At 40.5% G+C, this 16480-nt stretch carries 23 protein-coding genes; 7 read left to right on the top strand and 16 right to left on the bottom strand.

What is annotated here, in order from left to right:
* Positions 1-15: 15 nt before the first annotated feature.
* From LC090_RS04805 to LC090_RS04770, 8 genes are all read right to left on the bottom strand, one after another.
* A complete protein-coding gene (locus tag LC090_RS04805) occupies positions 16-768 on the bottom strand; it encodes a sugar phosphate isomerase/epimerase family protein (protein ID WP_226655757.1) in 753 nt (250 codons plus the stop codon).
* A gap of 160 nt (positions 769-928) precedes the next feature.
* Positions 929-1789 carry a hypothetical protein gene (locus LC090_RS04800; RefSeq protein ID WP_226655755.1) on the bottom strand — a complete coding sequence of 287 codons (861 nt, stop codon included), beginning with the start codon at positions 1787-1789 and terminating at the stop codon, positions 929-931.
* Positions 1790-1927: 138 nt separating this feature from the next.
* Positions 1928-2284: a HesB/IscA family protein gene (locus LC090_RS04795; protein WP_226655753.1), complete on the bottom strand. Its 357-nt coding sequence runs from the start codon at positions 2282-2284 to the stop codon at positions 1928-1930.
* A gap of 72 nt (positions 2285-2356) precedes the next feature.
* Positions 2357-2533, bottom strand: a complete 177-nt coding sequence (locus LC090_RS04790; RefSeq protein ID WP_226655751.1) for an aspartyl-phosphate phosphatase Spo0E family protein — start codon at positions 2531-2533, stop codon at positions 2357-2359.
* 69 nt (positions 2534-2602) lie between these two features.
* Positions 2603-3460, bottom strand: a complete 858-nt coding sequence (gene dapF, locus LC090_RS04785) for a diaminopimelate epimerase (RefSeq protein ID WP_226656591.1) — start codon at positions 3458-3460, stop codon at positions 2603-2605.
* Positions 3461-3481: 21 nt separating this feature from the next.
* Complete coding sequence (locus LC090_RS04780) at positions 3482-3721, bottom strand: hypothetical protein (RefSeq protein ID WP_226655749.1); 240 nt, start codon at positions 3719-3721, stop codon at positions 3482-3484.
* A gap of 141 nt (positions 3722-3862) precedes the next feature.
* Entirely contained in the window at positions 3863-5086 is a 1224-nt protein-coding gene (locus LC090_RS04775; protein WP_226655747.1) for a NupC/NupG family nucleoside CNT transporter, read from the bottom strand.
* 238 nt (positions 5087-5324) lie between these two features.
* A complete protein-coding gene (locus LC090_RS04770) occupies positions 5325-5549 on the bottom strand; it encodes a DUF1450 domain-containing protein (protein ID WP_226655744.1) in 225 nt (74 codons plus the stop codon).
* Between the two features lie 217 nt (positions 5550-5766).
* On the opposite strand from LC090_RS04770, the gene LC090_RS04765 reads away from it, so the two are divergent.
* On the top strand, positions 5767-6831 hold the full coding sequence (locus LC090_RS04765; protein ID WP_226655742.1) for an NAD(P)/FAD-dependent oxidoreductase: 1065 nt from the start codon (positions 5767-5769) through the stop codon (positions 6829-6831).
* A gap of 35 nt (positions 6832-6866) precedes the next feature.
* Here the strand turns inward: LC090_RS04765 and LC090_RS04760 are convergent, their stop codons facing one another.
* Positions 6867-7175, bottom strand: coding sequence for a DUF1462 family protein (locus LC090_RS04760; protein WP_226655740.1), 309 nt, complete (start codon positions 7173-7175; stop codon positions 6867-6869).
* 233 nt (positions 7176-7408) lie between these two features.
* Here LC090_RS04760 and LC090_RS04755 point away from each other — a divergent pair, with 233 nt between their 5' ends.
* Positions 7409-7633, top strand: coding sequence for a NifU family protein (locus tag LC090_RS04755; protein ID WP_194218998.1), 225 nt, complete (start codon positions 7409-7411; stop codon positions 7631-7633).
* A gap of 44 nt (positions 7634-7677) precedes the next feature.
* Here the strand turns inward: LC090_RS04755 and LC090_RS04750 are convergent, their stop codons facing one another.
* Positions 7678-8682 carry a hypothetical protein gene (locus LC090_RS04750; protein WP_226655738.1) on the bottom strand — a complete coding sequence of 335 codons (1005 nt, stop codon included), beginning with the start codon at positions 8680-8682 and terminating at the stop codon, positions 7678-7680.
* 169 nt (positions 8683-8851) lie between these two features.
* Here LC090_RS04750 and LC090_RS04745 point away from each other — a divergent pair, with 169 nt between their 5' ends.
* A complete protein-coding gene (locus LC090_RS04745) occupies positions 8852-9349 on the top strand; it encodes a phosphatidylglycerophosphatase A family protein (protein ID WP_226655736.1) in 498 nt (165 codons plus the stop codon).
* 32 nt (positions 9350-9381) lie between these two features.
* On the opposite strand, the gene LC090_RS04740 is transcribed toward LC090_RS04745, so the two are convergent.
* Both LC090_RS04740 and LC090_RS04735 read right to left on the bottom strand, forming a co-directional pair.
* Positions 9382-10146 (bottom strand): TIGR01457 family HAD-type hydrolase, encoded by a 765-nt coding sequence (locus LC090_RS04740; protein WP_226655734.1) that lies wholly within the window; start codon positions 10144-10146, stop codon positions 9382-9384.
* A gap of 190 nt (positions 10147-10336) precedes the next feature.
* Positions 10337-10783, bottom strand: a complete 447-nt coding sequence (locus LC090_RS04735; protein ID WP_226655732.1) for a DUF86 domain-containing protein — start codon at positions 10781-10783, stop codon at positions 10337-10339.
* A gap of 154 nt (positions 10784-10937) precedes the next feature.
* Between LC090_RS04735 and LC090_RS04730 the strand changes: the two genes are divergently transcribed.
* Positions 10938-11210: a DUF3055 domain-containing protein gene (locus tag LC090_RS04730; RefSeq protein WP_098444844.1), complete on the top strand. Its 273-nt coding sequence runs from the start codon at positions 10938-10940 to the stop codon at positions 11208-11210.
* Between the two features lie 49 nt (positions 11211-11259).
* A complete protein-coding gene (locus LC090_RS04725; protein ID WP_226655730.1) occupies positions 11260-11529 on the top strand; it encodes a hypothetical protein in 270 nt (89 codons plus the stop codon).
* A 13-nt stretch (positions 11530-11542) separates the two neighbouring features.
* Here LC090_RS04725 and LC090_RS04720 read toward each other — a convergent pair whose 3' ends face one another.
* Positions 11543-11848: a YutD family protein gene (locus tag LC090_RS04720; RefSeq protein WP_224592426.1), complete on the bottom strand. Its 306-nt coding sequence runs from the start codon at positions 11846-11848 to the stop codon at positions 11543-11545.
* Positions 11849-11973: 125 nt separating this feature from the next.
* Here LC090_RS04720 and LC090_RS04715 point away from each other — a divergent pair, with 125 nt between their 5' ends.
* Positions 11974-12633: a YhcN/YlaJ family sporulation lipoprotein gene (locus LC090_RS04715; protein ID WP_226655728.1), complete on the top strand. Its 660-nt coding sequence runs from the start codon at positions 11974-11976 to the stop codon at positions 12631-12633.
* A gap of 49 nt (positions 12634-12682) precedes the next feature.
* Here LC090_RS04715 and lipA read toward each other — a convergent pair whose 3' ends face one another.
* Positions 12683-13570 carry a lipoyl synthase gene (gene lipA / locus LC090_RS04710; RefSeq protein ID WP_098444848.1) on the bottom strand — a complete coding sequence of 296 codons (888 nt, stop codon included), beginning with the start codon at positions 13568-13570 and terminating at the stop codon, positions 12683-12685.
* A 183-nt stretch (positions 13571-13753) separates the two neighbouring features.
* Here lipA and LC090_RS04705 point away from each other — a divergent pair, with 183 nt between their 5' ends.
* Positions 13754-14737, top strand: a complete 984-nt coding sequence (locus LC090_RS04705) for a M23 family metallopeptidase (RefSeq protein WP_255647979.1) — start codon at positions 13754-13756, stop codon at positions 14735-14737.
* 37 nt (positions 14738-14774) lie between these two features.
* Here LC090_RS04705 and LC090_RS04700 read toward each other — a convergent pair whose 3' ends face one another.
* Both LC090_RS04700 and LC090_RS04695 read right to left on the bottom strand, forming a co-directional pair.
* Positions 14775-14879: a methionine/alanine import family NSS transporter small subunit gene (locus LC090_RS04700; RefSeq protein WP_098444849.1), complete on the bottom strand. Its 105-nt coding sequence runs from the start codon at positions 14877-14879 to the stop codon at positions 14775-14777.
* Position 14880: 1 nt separating this feature from the next.
* A complete protein-coding gene (locus LC090_RS04695; protein ID WP_226655725.1) occupies positions 14881-16407 on the bottom strand; it encodes a sodium-dependent transporter in 1527 nt (508 codons plus the stop codon).
* Positions 16408-16480: the final 73 nt, after the last annotated feature.

The raw sequence follows: 16480 nt of genomic DNA, 5'->3' as shown, positions 1-16480 counted from the left end.
AATATTATAACGGCTTTATTTTTTCAGCTGAATTTCTCGTAGGTACTTGTAACTCTGTGTCACACTTTCGATCGGATCGAAGTCACAGTTATCCTGTTCGACAACCCACCACTTGACCCCACTATTCTCACCCTGCTCAATCACTTCTTCAATGGCAATGTTTCCAGTTCCAAGAATGGCCGTTGCTTCTCTTTCATCGTCTGATCGATCTTTCAAATGGATCACTGGCGTTCTTCCCGCAAATTTTTGCATCCATTCCACAGGATCATGCCCAACTTGATTGAGCCAATAAATATCAAATTCAGCCTGAATGGCGTGATGAGCGTTCAAAATGCGATATAAGTCACTGCCTTCAATACTGCGCCCGAGCTCAAAGTCGTGATGATGATAGACGATTTCCATGTCTTGTTTCGTACAAACGATCGCCGCATATTTCATAATCTCTGCTATATTCTTATAGTCTTCCTCACGTCTTCTTTCAGGAGGTAGCCATGGACAAACAATCCGACGATTCCCCAATACTTTTTGTTCTTCGATAACCGCTTCTAACTCATTTTCAATTCGTTCGATTGGCACATGGTGTCCAATGACTGTTAAACCTAGTTCATCCAACTTGCTTTTCACGTCTTGGGGCTCATGACCATGAAGTCCTGCAAGCTCAACCCCTTCATAACCAATCGCTTCAATCCTAATAAGTGTTTCAAAGAAATCTTTTTCACATTCGTTTCGCAACGTGTACAGTTGTAGACCTACACCAATTTCATTCATTTGTGACACTCCTTTTATATCAAAATCATTTCGAAGTTTGACTCCATTGCTCGTTGTTCGGCTAAACTCTCTAAAACCTTGCTGAGATAAAACTTCCTCACCACCCACTAGTTTTCGATAAAACGACTGAAATCCCTTTTTTATGACAAAAAACAATTTATTATCTTTCTTGAGATTTCAGGTGCTCATTCAATTCTTGACCGAGTTCATACAGAACAGCTCGTGATCCATATGTACCGTGACTCACGCCATTTATATCTTGTTTATTTCCAAGCCCTACAAATTGTTCAGATGGTTTATAGTGAAGCCCAATAAGGGGAATACGCTGATCCGAATAATAACCAAGCTGATATCTGGCATCAGGGTATTCGGTTGAAAACGTTACTTCTCTTAAGGAGAATAAGTGATCTTTTTCAGATAACCTTCGACAATGTTCTTTTCCCAGAATGACCAATAAAGAAGGCTTTAATAATCTCAATGTATCTCTTAACAATTCATGTAGAAAATCTGATTGAAGCCATTTTTCTTTAGAGGGGATTTGCCCCATTTTCTTATATGTAGCATAAGGAAAGACATCCATATGAACGACCGGAGTATAATGATCGGAGGCATAAAACGAACCACCGAGACCATTCATAAACGCTTCCAGCTTCCCACCGTTTTCTTTACCGAACCAGCGCCGATATGCTGTATCTCGCTGGAAGTAGGTGCAGTAGGACTCAATTGTGTTCTCTAAGTGGTCTTCGTCCTTTTGATCGTTTGCAACGGTTGTATCACGAATATAAAGACTGGCTCTTTCCTTTTCAAGTAGCGTCTGATCTTTCGTTAAAAATTCGCGAGCAGAAGGATTTGTTCCGATGGTCACAATATTGCCAGGTTTAATTTGGCCACGCCATAGAACGGGAGCTGCTCTTTCAATAAGCTCAAGCGATTTTGCAACTTCTTGTTGGTAGTGAATCGCTTGTTTCAAGAGAGACTTTGCCATAGAGAGTTGACTTGCTGATAACGAAGATCGCTTCATTGTATCACTCCTATCCCTCCTTCTTTTCCCATAATGAGAAACAACCCAACCTGGAAATGCTTTTTTGGCTGTAACAAAAAACTCCTCCACTGCTCTGCAGAAACAGAACAATGAAGGAGCTTAAGTTATTTTCAATGCTTAACAATTCTCCGGCGAACCAGCGTTTGTCGCTGTTTTAAACGAAGAACCACAGCCGCATGATGCGATCGCGTTCGGATTGTCGATTGTGAATCCGCCGCCCATCATGTTTTGTTTATAATCAATTTTCACACCTTCTAAGACCGGTGCGCTTTCGTTGTCCATAATAATCGTAACGCCATGCTGAGGATCTAATGCTTGATCATCGGCTTTCATTTCAGTATCAAACCCCATACCGTAACTCAAACCAGTACACCCGCCGCCTTTTACACCGACACGCAAGTAAAGGTTGTCACCTTCTTCTTGCTTCATCATTTCTTTTACCTGTGCTGCTGCAGCTTCAGATAAATGGATCATTCAAATCCCTCCAATCACCGTAATGCTACTTCTAGTATACCGCGCCATCGAACTGAGCTCAACATTTGAACCTCAGACGCTCGCTTCTCTATATTTCAACTGTAAGATCATATTATGTTTCTCATCAAGTTTTTGACTATACGCGAGTACATCCGGATGATTTAATCCAAGCACGATAGCTGTTTGGGTCATTTTTGCTCGTAAAATCTCAATTTCTTCATTATAGCGCTGCATCTTTTCATCGTACAAGTTCCGAATCCTCTCTCTCCTCTAAACCTCCTATTATTCTACATGACCATCCTTTTTTTGACAAACACACTATTTAACAAAGTATACGCCTGTTGAAATGGTGACAGCTGGTCCCGTCATCCACACATGGTCATCCATATCCCAGGTAATGTCTAAGTCACCACCAGCAAGGTGCACCGTTACCTTTGTTCCCTTAGGAGTTTTGTCATTTAGTACTCCTGCTACTACTGCCGCACATGCTCCAGTTCCACATGCTTGCGTGATCCCAGAACCGCGTTCCCATACGCGGAAGTGATATTCACTACTCGAAACAACCTCAACAAATTCAACGTTAATGCTTTCAGGAAATTGCTCATGATCGGTAAAATAAGGTCCAGCCGTCATAAGAGGGGCAGAATGGATATCATCCACAAACATGACCATGTGAGGATTTCCCATTGATACACCTGTCATTCTAAGAACTTCATTTTCAAACACAATCGGTTCATTAATGACTTCTTCCCCTTCTTCCCCATGCATGGGAAGACTTCCTCTCGTCCAGTGAGGTGTGCCCATATCAATCGTTACAGTTTCAACCACATCATTCATGAGATGAACTTCTGCTTGAACGAGACCGGCTAGCGTTTCAATTGCAAATTCCGTTCCAGAAACAAGCTTATTTTCATAAGCGTATTTGGCTACACAACGTAAACCGTTTCCGCAATTTTTACCTTCAGAACCATCTTTATTAAAGATTCTCATCTTCACTTCAGCTTGATCAGACGGACAAATTAAGATCATTCCATCGGATCCGATTCCTGTATGCACATCAGAAACTTCTCTTGCATATTGAGGAAGCATTTCTTCATTTAAATGCTGCTCAAATACGTTGATATAAATGTAGTTATTCCCAAGACCATGCATTTTCGTATAAGTAATTTCCTGCAATGCTGTCACTCTTTCTCTCTATTATTGGTTTTTTCGAACGGCTTCTGTCGTCCAAAAATAGTCGCTATCAATTTTTTCAATCATGAGCTTGCCATTACAGCAAGGCATCACGAGTCTTGTTTTTATTTCTTCACAGCCCTGCCGATAATCTCGATCTGTCATAGGTGTTAACACATTTTCACTATGACAAAATGGGCATTTAGGAACGTAGACATCACCCATCATACGATCATATGGCAATGTATGTTCAAAGCTACTCACCAGTGACCCCTCCTGTTTTATTATTGAAACAAGTATATCGTAACACAGCTAAAAAACAACAATGCTTTGCCTGGATATTGATTCACATAAGAACAAAACGTTTATAAAAAAAAAAGCCCCTTTTAAAGAGGCTTTCAAACTTTAAAATATAAGCATACCTGCAATTGCTGCGTTTAAAAGGTTTGCTAGCGTACCAGCTAGGATCGCGCGCATTCCGAACTTTGCAATTTCCGGACGACGTTTTGGTGCAAGACCGCCAAGTCCACCAAGAAGGATTGCAAGAGATGAGAAGTTCGCAAATCCACATAGAGCAAAGCTGATAATGGCAATGGATTTCTCAGATAGGTTACCAGCACTAATTTCTGGACCGAAAGAAGAAAAGGCTACAAATTCGTTAAGAATTAACTTCTGACCGATGTAGTTACCAGCTTGAACAGCATCCTGCCATGGAACACCAATCACAAAGGCTAGTGGTGAGAAGATATATCCAAGAATTTGCTGAATCGTTAAGCTTTCAGCGCCAAACCATCCGCCTACTGCACCAAGTAAACCATTTAGAAGCGCAATCAAGGCGATAAATGCAAGAAGCATAGCTCCTACGTTTAAAGCAAGCTTTAGACCGTCTGATGCACCGTGTGCCGCAGCGTCAATCACGTTAACGTGATCTTCATTTCTTTCCATTTTAATCTCTTTTGCTGTTTCTGGTGTTTCTGTTTCAGGCATGATTAGCTTGGCCATTAATAGACCACCTGGCGCTGCCATGAAACTTGCCGCAAGTAGATACTCAAGCGGAACACCAAGTAGAGAGTAACCAATTAAGACAGAACCAGCAACTGAGGCAAGTCCACCAGTCATAACGGCAAATAGTTCTGATTTCGTCATTTTATCAAGGTAAGGTTTAATAACTAACGGCGCTTCTGTTTGGCCAACGAAAATATTGGCTGTTGCTGAAAGTGATTCCGCTTTACTTGTTCCAAGTGCCCATGAGATCGCTCCACCAAGAATACGAATCACCCATTGCATAATACCAAGATAATAAAGAACTGAAATAAGAGAAGAGAAGAAGATAATAATGGTTAGAACTTGAAATGCAAAGATCATTCCAATATCTTCATTACCAATTAATCCACCGAATAGGAAACCAATTCCTTCATTAGCATAGCCAATAATATCTTGAACGAATAAGGATAATTGCTTTAAAGCAGCCTTACCCGCTTCCCATTTAAGTACAACAAATGCAAATGCGACCTGAATCGCAAGCGCTCCTAGCACAGTACGAAGGTTAATCGCTTTGCGGTTTGTTGAAAAGATTAGCGCAATGGCAAAAAGTACAGCCATACCACCAAATCCCCATAGTATTTGCATATTTTACACCCCTCGTTAAATATTGTATCCGTTTATAAGCATAGGCTACCCCATTACCAGATTTAAAATTGAAAGATTATAGCGACTAGCTAAATACAGCGCTTACAAACAGTATTTTTTATCGTCTGAAAATTCGACATTTTTCGCGGTTAGGCGGAAAATAAAAAGTCTGCTCTCTCTCTACCAGACTTCAATGAACCTTTGTCATTATAACACAGAATATGAACAATGAAAGCCCTTAATTGCCCTCATTTAATTTTTGAGTAATTTTTTTAATTAAAGCTTCCGACGTCTCAGCATTGATTAACCGTCCCTCTACAATCGCAAACGATTCACTATAGCAGTTCCCACAATAACCAAGACAACCATAATCAATTAGTTCAACTCCAGGTATCTTCTCTAAGGCTTCCCAAACCAATTGATTATCCCTTAAATTACCAGAACAAAATTCAACTGTTTTCACTTTAATCCCACTCCCCAGTAAAGCAATTCAGAATTGTTATTGTACATAGGTCTTAGTTTCGCTATACTTTTAACTGTCATAAATAATACAAATGTATAAGTATAGTATAGCGCGTGTCGCTTCCTTTTTTCTTCCTAAATCTCCAATTCTTCTTAAGCTTTTCTACTCTATATAGGAAGACAGCGTTATTGAATTTTATCAAAGGGGACCTCTTATCATGAAAAGGCTAGTGCTATTAGGCGGCGGATACGGTGGTATGCGCATTCTACAGAAATTATTTTCATCTGATTTACCAGAAGACCTCACGATTACGCTTGTTGACCGGAATCCTTATCACAGTATGAAAACGGAATATTATGCACTTGCTGCAGGAACAGCAAGTGATCATCACATACGCGTTCAATTTCCAGTTCACCAAAAGCTTGAAATCAAATACGGTGAAATTGAGAGAATTGACCTGGACGCAAATGAGATTCACCTGAAAGATGATGAACCCCTGACATACGACACCCTTGTGATTGGTCTTGGTTGTGAAGATAAATATCATAATGTACCTGGCGCGGATATTCATACACTCAGCATTCAAACCATTGATTCTTCTAGAAGAACATACGAAACGTTGAACAACCTTGGCGCAAATTCAATTGTTGGAATCGTTGGAGCTGGCTTGAGTGGGGTTGAGCTTGCGAGTGAACTGCACGAAAGCAGACCCGACCTTCAAATCAAGCTCTTTGATCGTGGTCATACAATTCTCTCCGCTTTTCCTGAAAGACTTGGTAAATACGTTCAATCCTGGTTTGAAGAACGACGTGTAGAAGTTGTGAGTGAATCAAACATTACAAAAGTAGAACCAAATACGCTGTTTAATCACGGCGAACCCGTTCACTGCGATTCGATCGTTTGGACAGCCGGCATTCAGCCAAATAAACTTGTGCGTGATCTTGATGTTGAGAAAGATCCACAGCAGCGGGTCATTCTAAATGATGATCACTCGATACCCACTCACGGAAATGCCTTTGTCGTAGGAGACTGCGCCAGTTTGCCACATGCCCCAAGCGCGCAGCTTGCTGAAGAACAGGCAGAACAAATTGCCCTTGTTTTACAAAAACAATGGAAGAATGAAACACCACCGGCCCTTCCACCGATTAAGATCAAAGGAACGTTAGGCTCACTTGGTAGTAAGCATGGCTTTGGTGTTATGGCAAATCGTCCACTTACTGGTCGTGTGCCGCGTTTACTTAAGTCAGGAATCTTATGGATGTATAAGAACCATAATGGTTAATCAAAAAAAGGAACCTCGTATACGAGGTTCCTTCTTTATGCCGTAGCTGATTGATCTTCTAATACGGCATACAGATCTTTTAATCGTGGATTTCCTTCTGAGACAATTTCGTTTTGAACGACAATGACTGGATAAAACAGATCTTCGTCGATCACTTTAGCAGCAAAAATCGCTTCTGTTCCCGAAAGCTGACTATGAATATCAATATATCGAACAGCAATTTGACGATCTGGATATTTCCGATTAAGGGCAGCTTTTAGCCATTCAGCGGTTTCTTCTGAAGAAGGTAGGTTCACACAACTTGCACAGCGTTCGCCAGCTCCATAGACGAGTACTTCCTCCATGATGAAAAACGTCCTTTCTATTCAATCCATTTACCTTTATTGTAACCTATCCCAATGAGACAGAAAAGAACCATTCGCCTTTTTTCATCGATACGATCGCTTCCCTGTATGTTCCATCTTGAATCTCAATTCATACCATGATAAAGTAAGATGAGAATAATAATCATTCCACAATAACACATAGATTTTTCACATCATCATTAGTATAATGGAAGTATGAAGGGAGTCGATGAATGATGCAAGAGCAAGTACAAGATGTATTGAATAAACTGCGTCCATTCCTCCTGCGTGATGGCGGAGACGTAGAGCTTGTAGACATCGAAGAAGGCGTAGTGAAAGTACGTCTAATGGGAGCGTGCGGCAGCTGCCCTAGTTCCACAATTACACTTAAAGCAGGGATCGAGCGCGCACTACTTGAAGAAGTTCCTGGTGTAACTGAACTCGAGCAAGTATTTTAAACAAAACTCATTCATCCCCTCCGCTATGGAGGGGATTTTTTATGTTATTTGTTCAACCAATCCACTCGTCTCATTTGACTCCCGTAATCCCCCATTAACTCTTGAAGTAACAACCGATAAACTTCCTCTCTCTCTCCTTCTCTTCTCACAAATTTCTTCAAATTCAAGAAGCTCCGTTCTTTCTCTTTCAAATTGCCGTCACTATAATAATGCTCGATAGTTTCAACGTAAGGGAGCGGGAAAAGCAAACGGGCATATAAAAGATTCCAGTCCATCTGATTCAGCGTACGTCGTTCATGATAGTCCCACAAAAACTGCCTGATCGCTTCGAAATTCCCGTCCCCTTCTACTAATTCATATCGGATCCATTCGGCAAGATCTCTAGCCGGATGATCTAATATAAAATCGTTCGGAAAAAGTCCATCTGAATTCTTGCGATATTTTGCAGTATAGCGGTTAAACGCAAGCGTCCTAACTTGAAAAGGATTCATTCCTGTATCTATACCACAATCGACAATATACTGAATCGCATTTTCAGCTAATCCAGAATAATAAGGAAAGGTTTCAATAAACCATTCATCAAATTCTCGATGAGACTGTTCCTGATTTTTTAATTCTTCTCGAAAAGATTCCAGTTGATCCATTCGATGCTGCCACCTCAACTGCCATGGTTGAATTTCCGGTAATTCAGTATAAGCGGCTAGAAGGTTTCCTCCCTTTCGATGAAGTAACGCAAGGCGACTCCCATCACTATAATGGGTGTGATTCATTCGTTGATATGGTTTTTGATAAAGTACATAAGCTTCATTTTGGATCGTCTCCACATACTTCCCTCTTCTTGAAGCAAGCGGCAACATCGTCGGTTCGTTTTGTTGATTAAAATAATTCGCCACCATGACATACCACGGAAACTCACTTTCCTGCTCCATTTGCGCTCGTTTTAAAATAAACTCAGAGTGGTCTGAACTCCGAAGTAAATAACCACCGTTTTCCTCATTCTGTAGATCAATCACAATGCCATATTGATGAAAAATCTCGCGCTCTAACATGCTAACCCTCCGACATTTCGTCTTTGTATTTGTACTATATGCCTAAAGCGCCCAATCGGTGTAATTGGTTCTCTTGAACTTTACTGTCATATTTCTCAGCCTTTCACCATATACTAATATAATCAACTCTATCCAATACCAATTTACTATAAAGTTAGGTGGGACTAGAATGGGCCAAGAATCTATGGACCTTGTCGAAAAAGCAGCAAGAAGTAAATTAAAAGAACGTGGCGTGGAAATTAAAGATATCGCAGACCTCGTCTATTACCTTCAAGAAAAATATCACCCTAACCTTCAAATCGAAACGTGTATTCAAAATGTCGAGCGGGTGCTTTCAAAAAGAGAAGTTCAAAATGCCGTATTAACGGGTATACAGCTTGATGAATTAACCGAGAGAAAACTTCTGGATCAACCGCTTCAAGATATCTTAATGAAAGATGAAGGATTATACGGAGTGGATGAAATTATTGCTTTATCCATCGTTAATGTATATGGATCCATAGGATTTACAAACTATGGATTTATTGATAAACAAAAACCAGGCATTCTTGAACGATTAAATGATAAGACGACAGGGGAATGTCATACTTATCTTGATGATATTGTTGGTGCAATTGCGGCAGCTGCTTCAAGTCGTCTTGCGCATCGAGCACAAAAAACGGAATAAGCCAATATAAAAACGCCCTCAGAGGGCGTTTTTTATATGTTCCATTCATCTAAAGTTTGAACGGTATACGTTGGGAGCTTTTCTACTGACCCCAAGTGTTCTTTGGTCGTGACACCCGTGTGTACAAGCAGGGTATCTAACCCTGCGTTAATGCCTGCAAGAATATCTGTCAGATAATTATCGCCAACCATCAGCGTCTCTTCTTTAGATGTGCCAAGTTGTGCCAAAGCTTGTTCCATAATAATAGGTTCAGGTTTTCCAATAAAAATCGGATCCACTTCTGTGGATACAGAAACTACTGAAGTTAATGAACCGTTCCCAGGTAGCAAGCCGCGTTCTGTTGGGATCGCAATATCGCCATTTGTTGAAATAAATGTAGCGCCATTTCGAACGGCAATACACGCCTTCGCAAACTTTTCATACGTGATGGAGCGGTCGATCCCAACGACAACGTAATCTGGATTGTCGTCTTGAATGGTTAAGCCCGCATCTGTTAAAGCATCTCGAATTCCTTCTTCCCCAATCACATAAACCGTTGCATCATTCTTCTCATTTGAAATGTAGCTCGCCGTTGCCATGCTTGTCGTAAACACGTGATCTGGGGTACAGGGGACACCAAAATCCTTAAGCTTCTCAGATACTTGTTCTTTCCGTTTAGATGAATTGTTCGTCACAAATAAGTAAGGAAGATTGGCTTCCTTTAAACGTTTCACAAATTCTACCGCTTCGTGAATCTTTTCAGTGCCACGGTACATGGTGCCATCAAGATCAATTAAATATCCTTTATAATTTTTCATTTTCTTAGTATCCTCCTTAGTCTATTCATTATCCAATCCATAAGAAAACCGCTTCCATAAATGAAAGCGGTTCCTATTATCATGTTTTGAAATGAAAAAAGTTCTAGCTTGCTTCTTAATCATTTTCATCACAAAACACCTTTCTTTCTTTGAAATGTAGAATTAGTTTAGTTATTGCCTGGCCCAAAACTCAACTATTTTGATCAGGAAGAAAAGCAGAAACTGCACCTAATTCTTGAGTTAAGTACTTTCTTATATCATCAGGAAACTGCTCAAGCGCACTGAGATTGTTCCTTAGGTTTTGTTCCAATGCTATGTGGTCAAGATGAACATATTGCTGCATCAGCGGTTTTCTCATGCTAACAACATTCTTTAGCATCCTTGCATTTTCGGAGGAGATTACTTTTTCATCAGACAAGATTTCAATAATATCCTCGTAACTACCCGGGTCGCGCATGATAAATCCATCAATCATACTATTCCCTACGTCAATCATGCTTTCAATAAACACATGATGAAGTCTTTCTAAGCTAAGTAAGTGAAGTTCTGTTTGAAAAGAACTTTCTTTCAATATCCCAATCATTTTATCAAAATAAACAAGCTGTTCTTCAATTTTTTTACGATCTACAAAATACATCTGAATACACCTGCCTTTAATCCAATCAATCGAAATCCTATTCTATAGTGTATCATAACCACAAATGCAAAAGCTTACATTTTAAACGAAAGCTTATTTGAGAACGCTTCATAAGATGGTATGATAGCCTTAACTAGAAAAGGAGGGAGCTATGATGGAAGATGAACGACTCATCTACGACGAACAGGAGGCCACTGAAGCCAGGTTCGTGTGCTTTATGGGAAGCAATCATCGGTTTGACCTTTGTATTGTGAAATCAGATCGCTTTTATGGAAAATCGTTAGTCCTCGATATTCAAGGAGGCAAATTTGCAATTATTGGCCACGATGATCTAAATGAGCCAGGAAACCTTGAGCATGCTTACTCTCTTAATGAGGAAGATGCTGAAGAACTCCGTAACTTCCTCAGAGAAGTGTTAAGTCACTAATATTTTATAAGGCAATGAATACACTACCTTCTAAAGGTGGTGTTTATTCATGTTTGATGATGAAGAGTATCAAGACTTTGCCAATGTAGAGAAAGGGCGAAATTATGTCCTGCCTGAAGATACACCAGAAGGACCTTATGGTTCCCCTGTAAATAAAAAGCTTGGTAAAACGACTCCATGGCGAGAAGGACAGCGCTCCTATAGTGCGTTTAACTACGAAAACAAAAACCTACACCAACACTTACCTCGTCAGGACCCTGGCTCACATCCACCACATGATGATCCAGAAAAGGACTCGGAAAAACCATACAAAGCATAAGCCTACTAAGGGCTTATGCTTCTTGTTGTTGCTTTTTTGGTTTTTCCTTCTTCTGTTTCTTTAAAACAAAATAAGGACAGCCAAAATTACAGTATTCATACAAATAATCCAGCACCGTACTGAATTTTGTATCAAAGGTTGCTTTCTGATTGCGATCATCAAAAAATCCTTTTAATCGAAGTTGACCGTATCCCCAATCACCGACAATGTAGTCGTATTTATCTAGAATTTCACTATATCGAGCAAGAAAAGCTTCTTCATTCCAGCCTTCTCTTTCATCCTTCATCAACTCAAACGTATGTTGATTCACTTTTATCATGCTACTTCCCTCATTTCAAATGGGCTCATTAGTCTAATGATACCTTTTTTATTGGAATTGTCCAAGTAATACCAGGAAAAAAGAAACTCTGTTCGGTCATGATAACAGTATGGAGGTGAAGAGAATTGAAAAAACACATACTGCTTATTCTACCGCTTGCAATAGGAATCACTGCCTGCCAGGGAGAAAATGCGACTGATTCCTTTGATCATGCTGATTTAACCCCTGTTAAAACGGATCCTGAAGAGTACGGAATGAATACCGCAGACTCACAGGAAAAGTCCAAAAAAGGCGGATTTGGCTACGTCCGCCACACTAGAAATACGAACAACATGAATTCTCAAAAGCAGCCTGAGAATATTGCTTACCTTGATCGTGATCGCCTATCTGATATGATCGGATCGATGGCCATCGTTCTTCCATACGTAAATGATGTGGCGACACTCGTAACGGATGAAGAAGTGCTGATTGCTTATAAATCGACTACGAAAGATCGTGATGCAACAGCTGATCAAGTAAAGAAAACGGCTCTCTCGGTTATTCCAAGATATTATCATGTCTATGTTTCCGACGAAGAAGGAATGATTGCAGAGGTCGAGCGATATCAGAATGCATCTACTGCAAACGGTGAATTAGATAAAAGCATTGAAGAAACCATTGCGAAGATGAAAAAAGCGCCACAAGGGAAGAAAGTAAGTGATGGAGAGAACGAGAATGGTGAAATGAAAGGCGAAATGAATGACGAGTTAAACGATACAAAAGGAAAAGAAATGATGTCTGAGTAAAAAAATCGGCCCTTTACAGGCCGATTTTTCAAGTTTATTTAAAAGTGACTTAATTTGTTGCTTGTTTCGCGGCATTAACTTGCTCATCCGCATGGTAAGAAGAACGAACCATTGGACCAGATTCACAGTGCTTAAAGCCTTTTTCCAACGCGATATCCTTTAGCTCAAGAAATTCTTGAGGTGTCCAATATTTTTCGACCTTTAAATGTTTTTTAGAAGGTTGTAAATATTGTCCAAGCGTGACGATATCAACATCGTGTGCACGAAGATCATCAAGGGTTTGAATGATTTCCTCTTTTGTTTCTCCTAGACCCAGCATAATACTGGACTTAGTCGGAATCTCAGGGTTCATTTCCTTTGCTCGCTGAAGAAACTCAAGGGTACGACGGTATTTTGCACGTGCACGGACTCTTGGCGTTAAACGCTCAACCGTCTCAATATTATGGTTCATAATATCCGGTTTCGCATCCATAAGCGTTTCAAGCGCTTCGTATTGTCCACCCATATCTGATGGAAGAACTTCAATCGAGCAGAAAGGATTTTTTCTACGAATAGCACGAACCGTTTCAGCAAATACAGCTGCGCCGCCATCTTTTAAATCGTCTCGGGCTACAGCTGTAATAACAACGTGCTTCAAGCCCATTTGTTCCACAGAATCCGCTACGCGCTCTGGCTCTGCCCAATCAAGCTCTGTAGGAAGACCCGTTTTAACGGCGCAAAAGCGGCATGCTCGTGTACAAACATCACCAAGAATCATGAAGGTCGCTGTTTTACGAACTGCCCAGCACTCATGAATATTAGGACAACGCGCTTCCTCACAGACTGTATGTAGTTTCTTCTCACGCATCATCTTTTTAAGACCTTTATAGTTTTCGTTCGTATTTAATTTTATTTTCAACCATTCCGGTTTTCTTAGATACTCTTCTTTCTTACTCAATACAATCACCTCACCTATCGCTTTTCTGTATTAAAGAATACCATAGATAACCCTTCCATTTCCATAAAAAGTGTGAATCTCTTGACGATTAAGACTTTAGACCTTCCATTATTTAGATCTAATGTTTTGCGATTTGAAATGCAAACTAAGTGTAATGACAAATAACGAAAGGAGAAGAAACGATTGAGAAAATATAGTTTTCTTATCCTTGTTCTTTTCTTTCTCATACCAGCTAACGTATCTGCTGAAATAGATGAAGATAAAGTAAGAAACGAACGGATGATGTTGTTTCATAAGATGGAAACTGTCACCCAGGTACCATGGTATCTTTACGCCGCTATTGATCAATATGAAAGAAGCATTAGGCGCTCCCAAAAAGATATCCCTCGCGAAAAAGGAGCGATTGCCATTTACATCCCTCCAGAAAAATGGGCTGGCGCAGCTAATCCGAATAAAGAGGATACGAGCACAGAGTCGATTTCATTTTTTGGCGGCATTGGACTCGATGGGAACGGAGACGGAAAAGCAGAACGCACGAATGATGAAGATCTTCTATATACAATTGGTGACTTCTTGCAAAAATACGGCACGTCGTTCGAAGACCTACAAATTGGATTATGGGACTTTTATCATCGCGATCAGGCGGTACGAACCATATCAAGCAACAGTGCTGTCTATAAACGCTTTGAAACGTTAAAGCTCGATAAGCATGCGTTTCCAGTTCCCCTGCACGCAAACTACAGTTACCGAAGTACATGGGGTGACCGCCGCGGCTGGGGTGGACTACGCATTCATGAAGGGACCGATATTTTTGCTTCTTACGGTGTTAGCGTGAAAGCCACAAGCTACGGAACCGTTGAAACAAAAGGCTGGAATGAGTATGGAGGCTGGCGTATAGGTATACGAGACATTGATGGTAATTATCACTATTATGCGCACTTAAACGGTTTTGAAAAAGGAATTGAAAAAGGGAGCGTTGTACAGCCAGGTGAGATTATTGGTTATGTAGGTAGCTCAGGATACGGTCCTAAAGGAACCGCTGGTAAGTTCCCTCCTCATCTCCATTATGGCATTTATAAAGACAATGGCAGGACCGAATGGTCGTATGATCCTTATCCTTCCTTACGGCTTTGGGAACGACAGGAAAGAGCTCGTAAAAAATCATAAAAAAAGAAGAACTAGCGCGCTAGTTCTTCTTTTGGTTTTATTGTTTTTTGGAAACTCGAACAGCATTTAGAATACTTGCTGCAAGTCCTCCCCAGATAATGACCATTCCAACAATCATCATAAAGATCGCGCTACCACCCATATTAGCTTACCTCCTTGTACTTTTGCTGTTCTGCTTTCGCATCCCATTTCTTTAGGCTGAATAGAATTCCAACCAGAAGAGCGAACCCTGCAACAGCCCAGCCGCTATATAGGATAAAGCCATTTGAGTAATCACCATAGTTACCAGATGCTGTATCGAATTGACGAAGTAGATTTGTTTTAAACAGATCAAACATCATGTATCCAAGAACGAGTGGTGTTATAACACCTAGACAAGCTTTCCACCAGTATTTTAGTGAAATGTCGGAGATCCCGTTCGCATGTGATTCAAGCGTATTAAGCTCACGAAGCACCCATGCCACAACGACGACTTCAACAAGTCCTACAAACGCAATTCCGAATTGGTTAATGAAGTAATCCGCTGCATCAAGGAAGAACAATCCGCCCTGTGTCGCAAATAAAATCGAGATAATAGAAGAAACTCCTCCACCAATCAAAACAGCTTTTGTACGAGAAATTCCGAACTTCTCAGAAACCCCAGCAACGTAAGTTTCTGAAATGGAAATGAGTGAAGACAATCCAGCTAGTACGAGAGATGCAAAGAAAAGGAAACCAAACAAACCGTTCAGCGCTGGGAATTCATTAATAATTTGTGGGAAGACGACGAAAGCTAGTCCTACCCCACCGCTCACAACTTCACCAACGCTAAGACCCTGTTGTTGAGCCATAAAGCCTAGTGCAGAGAAAACCCCAATACCTGCAAGAAGTTCAAATGCAGAGTTACCAAATCCTGTAATGAATGCGTTATTCGTAATATCTGATTTCTTAGGTAAGTAACTCGAATAAGTAATCATAATAGCAAAAGCAATGGATAAACTGAAGAATATTTGACCATATGCTGCAACCCAAACGCTACCAGACGTAATACTATCGAAATTTGGTGTGAAGAAAGCATTTAGCCCTTCAGCAGCACCAGGAAGCGTTACTGCGCGAATCACGATAATTAAGAAAAGAACAATTAATGTAGGAATAAAAATTTTGTTTGCACGCTCAATTCCTTTTTTAACACCTGCAAGAAGAACACCTAATGTGATGATCCACACGGCTATTAACGGAATGAAAACGCCAGGTACGATACTACCTGTTTGTCCCGGATCAACCGTTAACTTTAAGTAATCGTTAAAGAGAAATGTTTCTGTGTCTGTTCCCCAACTCTGATTAAAAGCAAAGTAGCTATACGAGATCGCCCACGCAATAATGACTGCGTAGTATGTCGAAATTACAAAGGCAACAATAACGCCCCACCAGCCTAGCCATTCCATTTTTTTATTCATTCTAAAGAATGAAAGCGGCGCTGATCCACGGAACTTATGCCCCATCGTAAATTCAAGAATTAAGATTGGAATTCCAGCTGTTAGTAATGCAAATAAATAAGGTATAAAAAATGCCCCACCGCCATTGTCATAAGCAACGGCCGGAAATCTCCAAATGTTTCCTAAACCTATTGCTGATCCAACTGCGGCTAAAATAAACCCAGCCCTTGTTCCCCATTGCGCACGATTTTCCAAATGAATTACCCCCTTGAACAAATTAAACCCTTTTCACCATAAGCCTCCTTCCAGAAAAAGGTTAAGACTTTTA

The organism is Guptibacillus hwajinpoensis, assembly GCF_020524165.1.
GTDB classification, from domain to species: Bacteria; Bacillota; Bacilli; order Bacillales; family Guptibacillaceae; genus Guptibacillus; species Guptibacillus hwajinpoensis_D.
This window is presented reverse-complemented; position numbering and strand designations above follow the sequence as displayed.

Bases quoted from the DNA above. Each gene is read 5' to 3' on its own strand.
- LC090_RS04805 (WP_226655757.1), bottom strand. From the start codon at position 768: ATGAATGAAATTGGTGTAGGTCTACAACTGTACACGTTGCGAAACGAA.
- LC090_RS04800 (WP_226655755.1), bottom strand. From the start codon at position 1,789: ATGAAGCGATCTTCGTTATCAGCAAGTCAACTCTCTATGGCAAAGTCT.
- LC090_RS04795 (WP_226655753.1), bottom strand. From the start codon at position 2,284: ATGATCCATTTATCTGAAGCTGCAGCAGCACAGGTAAAAGAAATGATG.
- LC090_RS04775 (WP_226655747.1), bottom strand. From the start codon at position 5,086: ATGCAAATACTATGGGGATTTGGTGGTATGGCTGTACTTTTTGCCATT.
- LC090_RS04765 (WP_226655742.1), top strand. From the start codon at position 5,767: ATGAAAAGGCTAGTGCTATTAGGCGGCGGATACGGTGGTATGCGCATT.
- LC090_RS04760 (WP_226655740.1), bottom strand. From the start codon at position 7,175: ATGGAGGAAGTACTCGTCTATGGAGCTGGCGAACGCTGTGCAAGTTGT.
- LC090_RS04755 (WP_194218998.1), top strand. From the start codon at position 7,409: ATGATGCAAGAGCAAGTACAAGATGTATTGAATAAACTGCGTCCATTC.
- LC090_RS04750 (WP_226655738.1), bottom strand. From the start codon at position 8,682: ATGTTAGAGCGCGAGATTTTTCATCAATATGGCATTGTGATTGATCTA.
- LC090_RS04745 (WP_226655736.1), top strand. From the start codon at position 8,852: ATGGGCCAAGAATCTATGGACCTTGTCGAAAAAGCAGCAAGAAGTAAA.
- LC090_RS04740 (WP_226655734.1), bottom strand. From the start codon at position 10,146: ATGAAAAATTATAAAGGATATTTAATTGATCTTGATGGCACCATGTAC.
- LC090_RS04735 (WP_226655732.1), bottom strand. From the start codon at position 10,783: ATGTATTTTGTAGATCGTAAAAAAATTGAAGAACAGCTTGTTTATTTT.
- LC090_RS04730 (WP_098444844.1), top strand. From the start codon at position 10,938: ATGGAAGATGAACGACTCATCTACGACGAACAGGAGGCCACTGAAGCC.
- LC090_RS04725 (WP_226655730.1), top strand. From the start codon at position 11,260: ATGTTTGATGATGAAGAGTATCAAGACTTTGCCAATGTAGAGAAAGGG.
- LC090_RS04720 (WP_224592426.1), bottom strand. From the start codon at position 11,848: ATGATAAAAGTGAATCAACATACGTTTGAGTTGATGAAGGATGAAAGA.
- LC090_RS04700 (WP_098444849.1), bottom strand. From the start codon at position 14,879: ATGGGTGGTAGCGCGATCTTTATGATGATTGTTGGAATGGTCATTATC.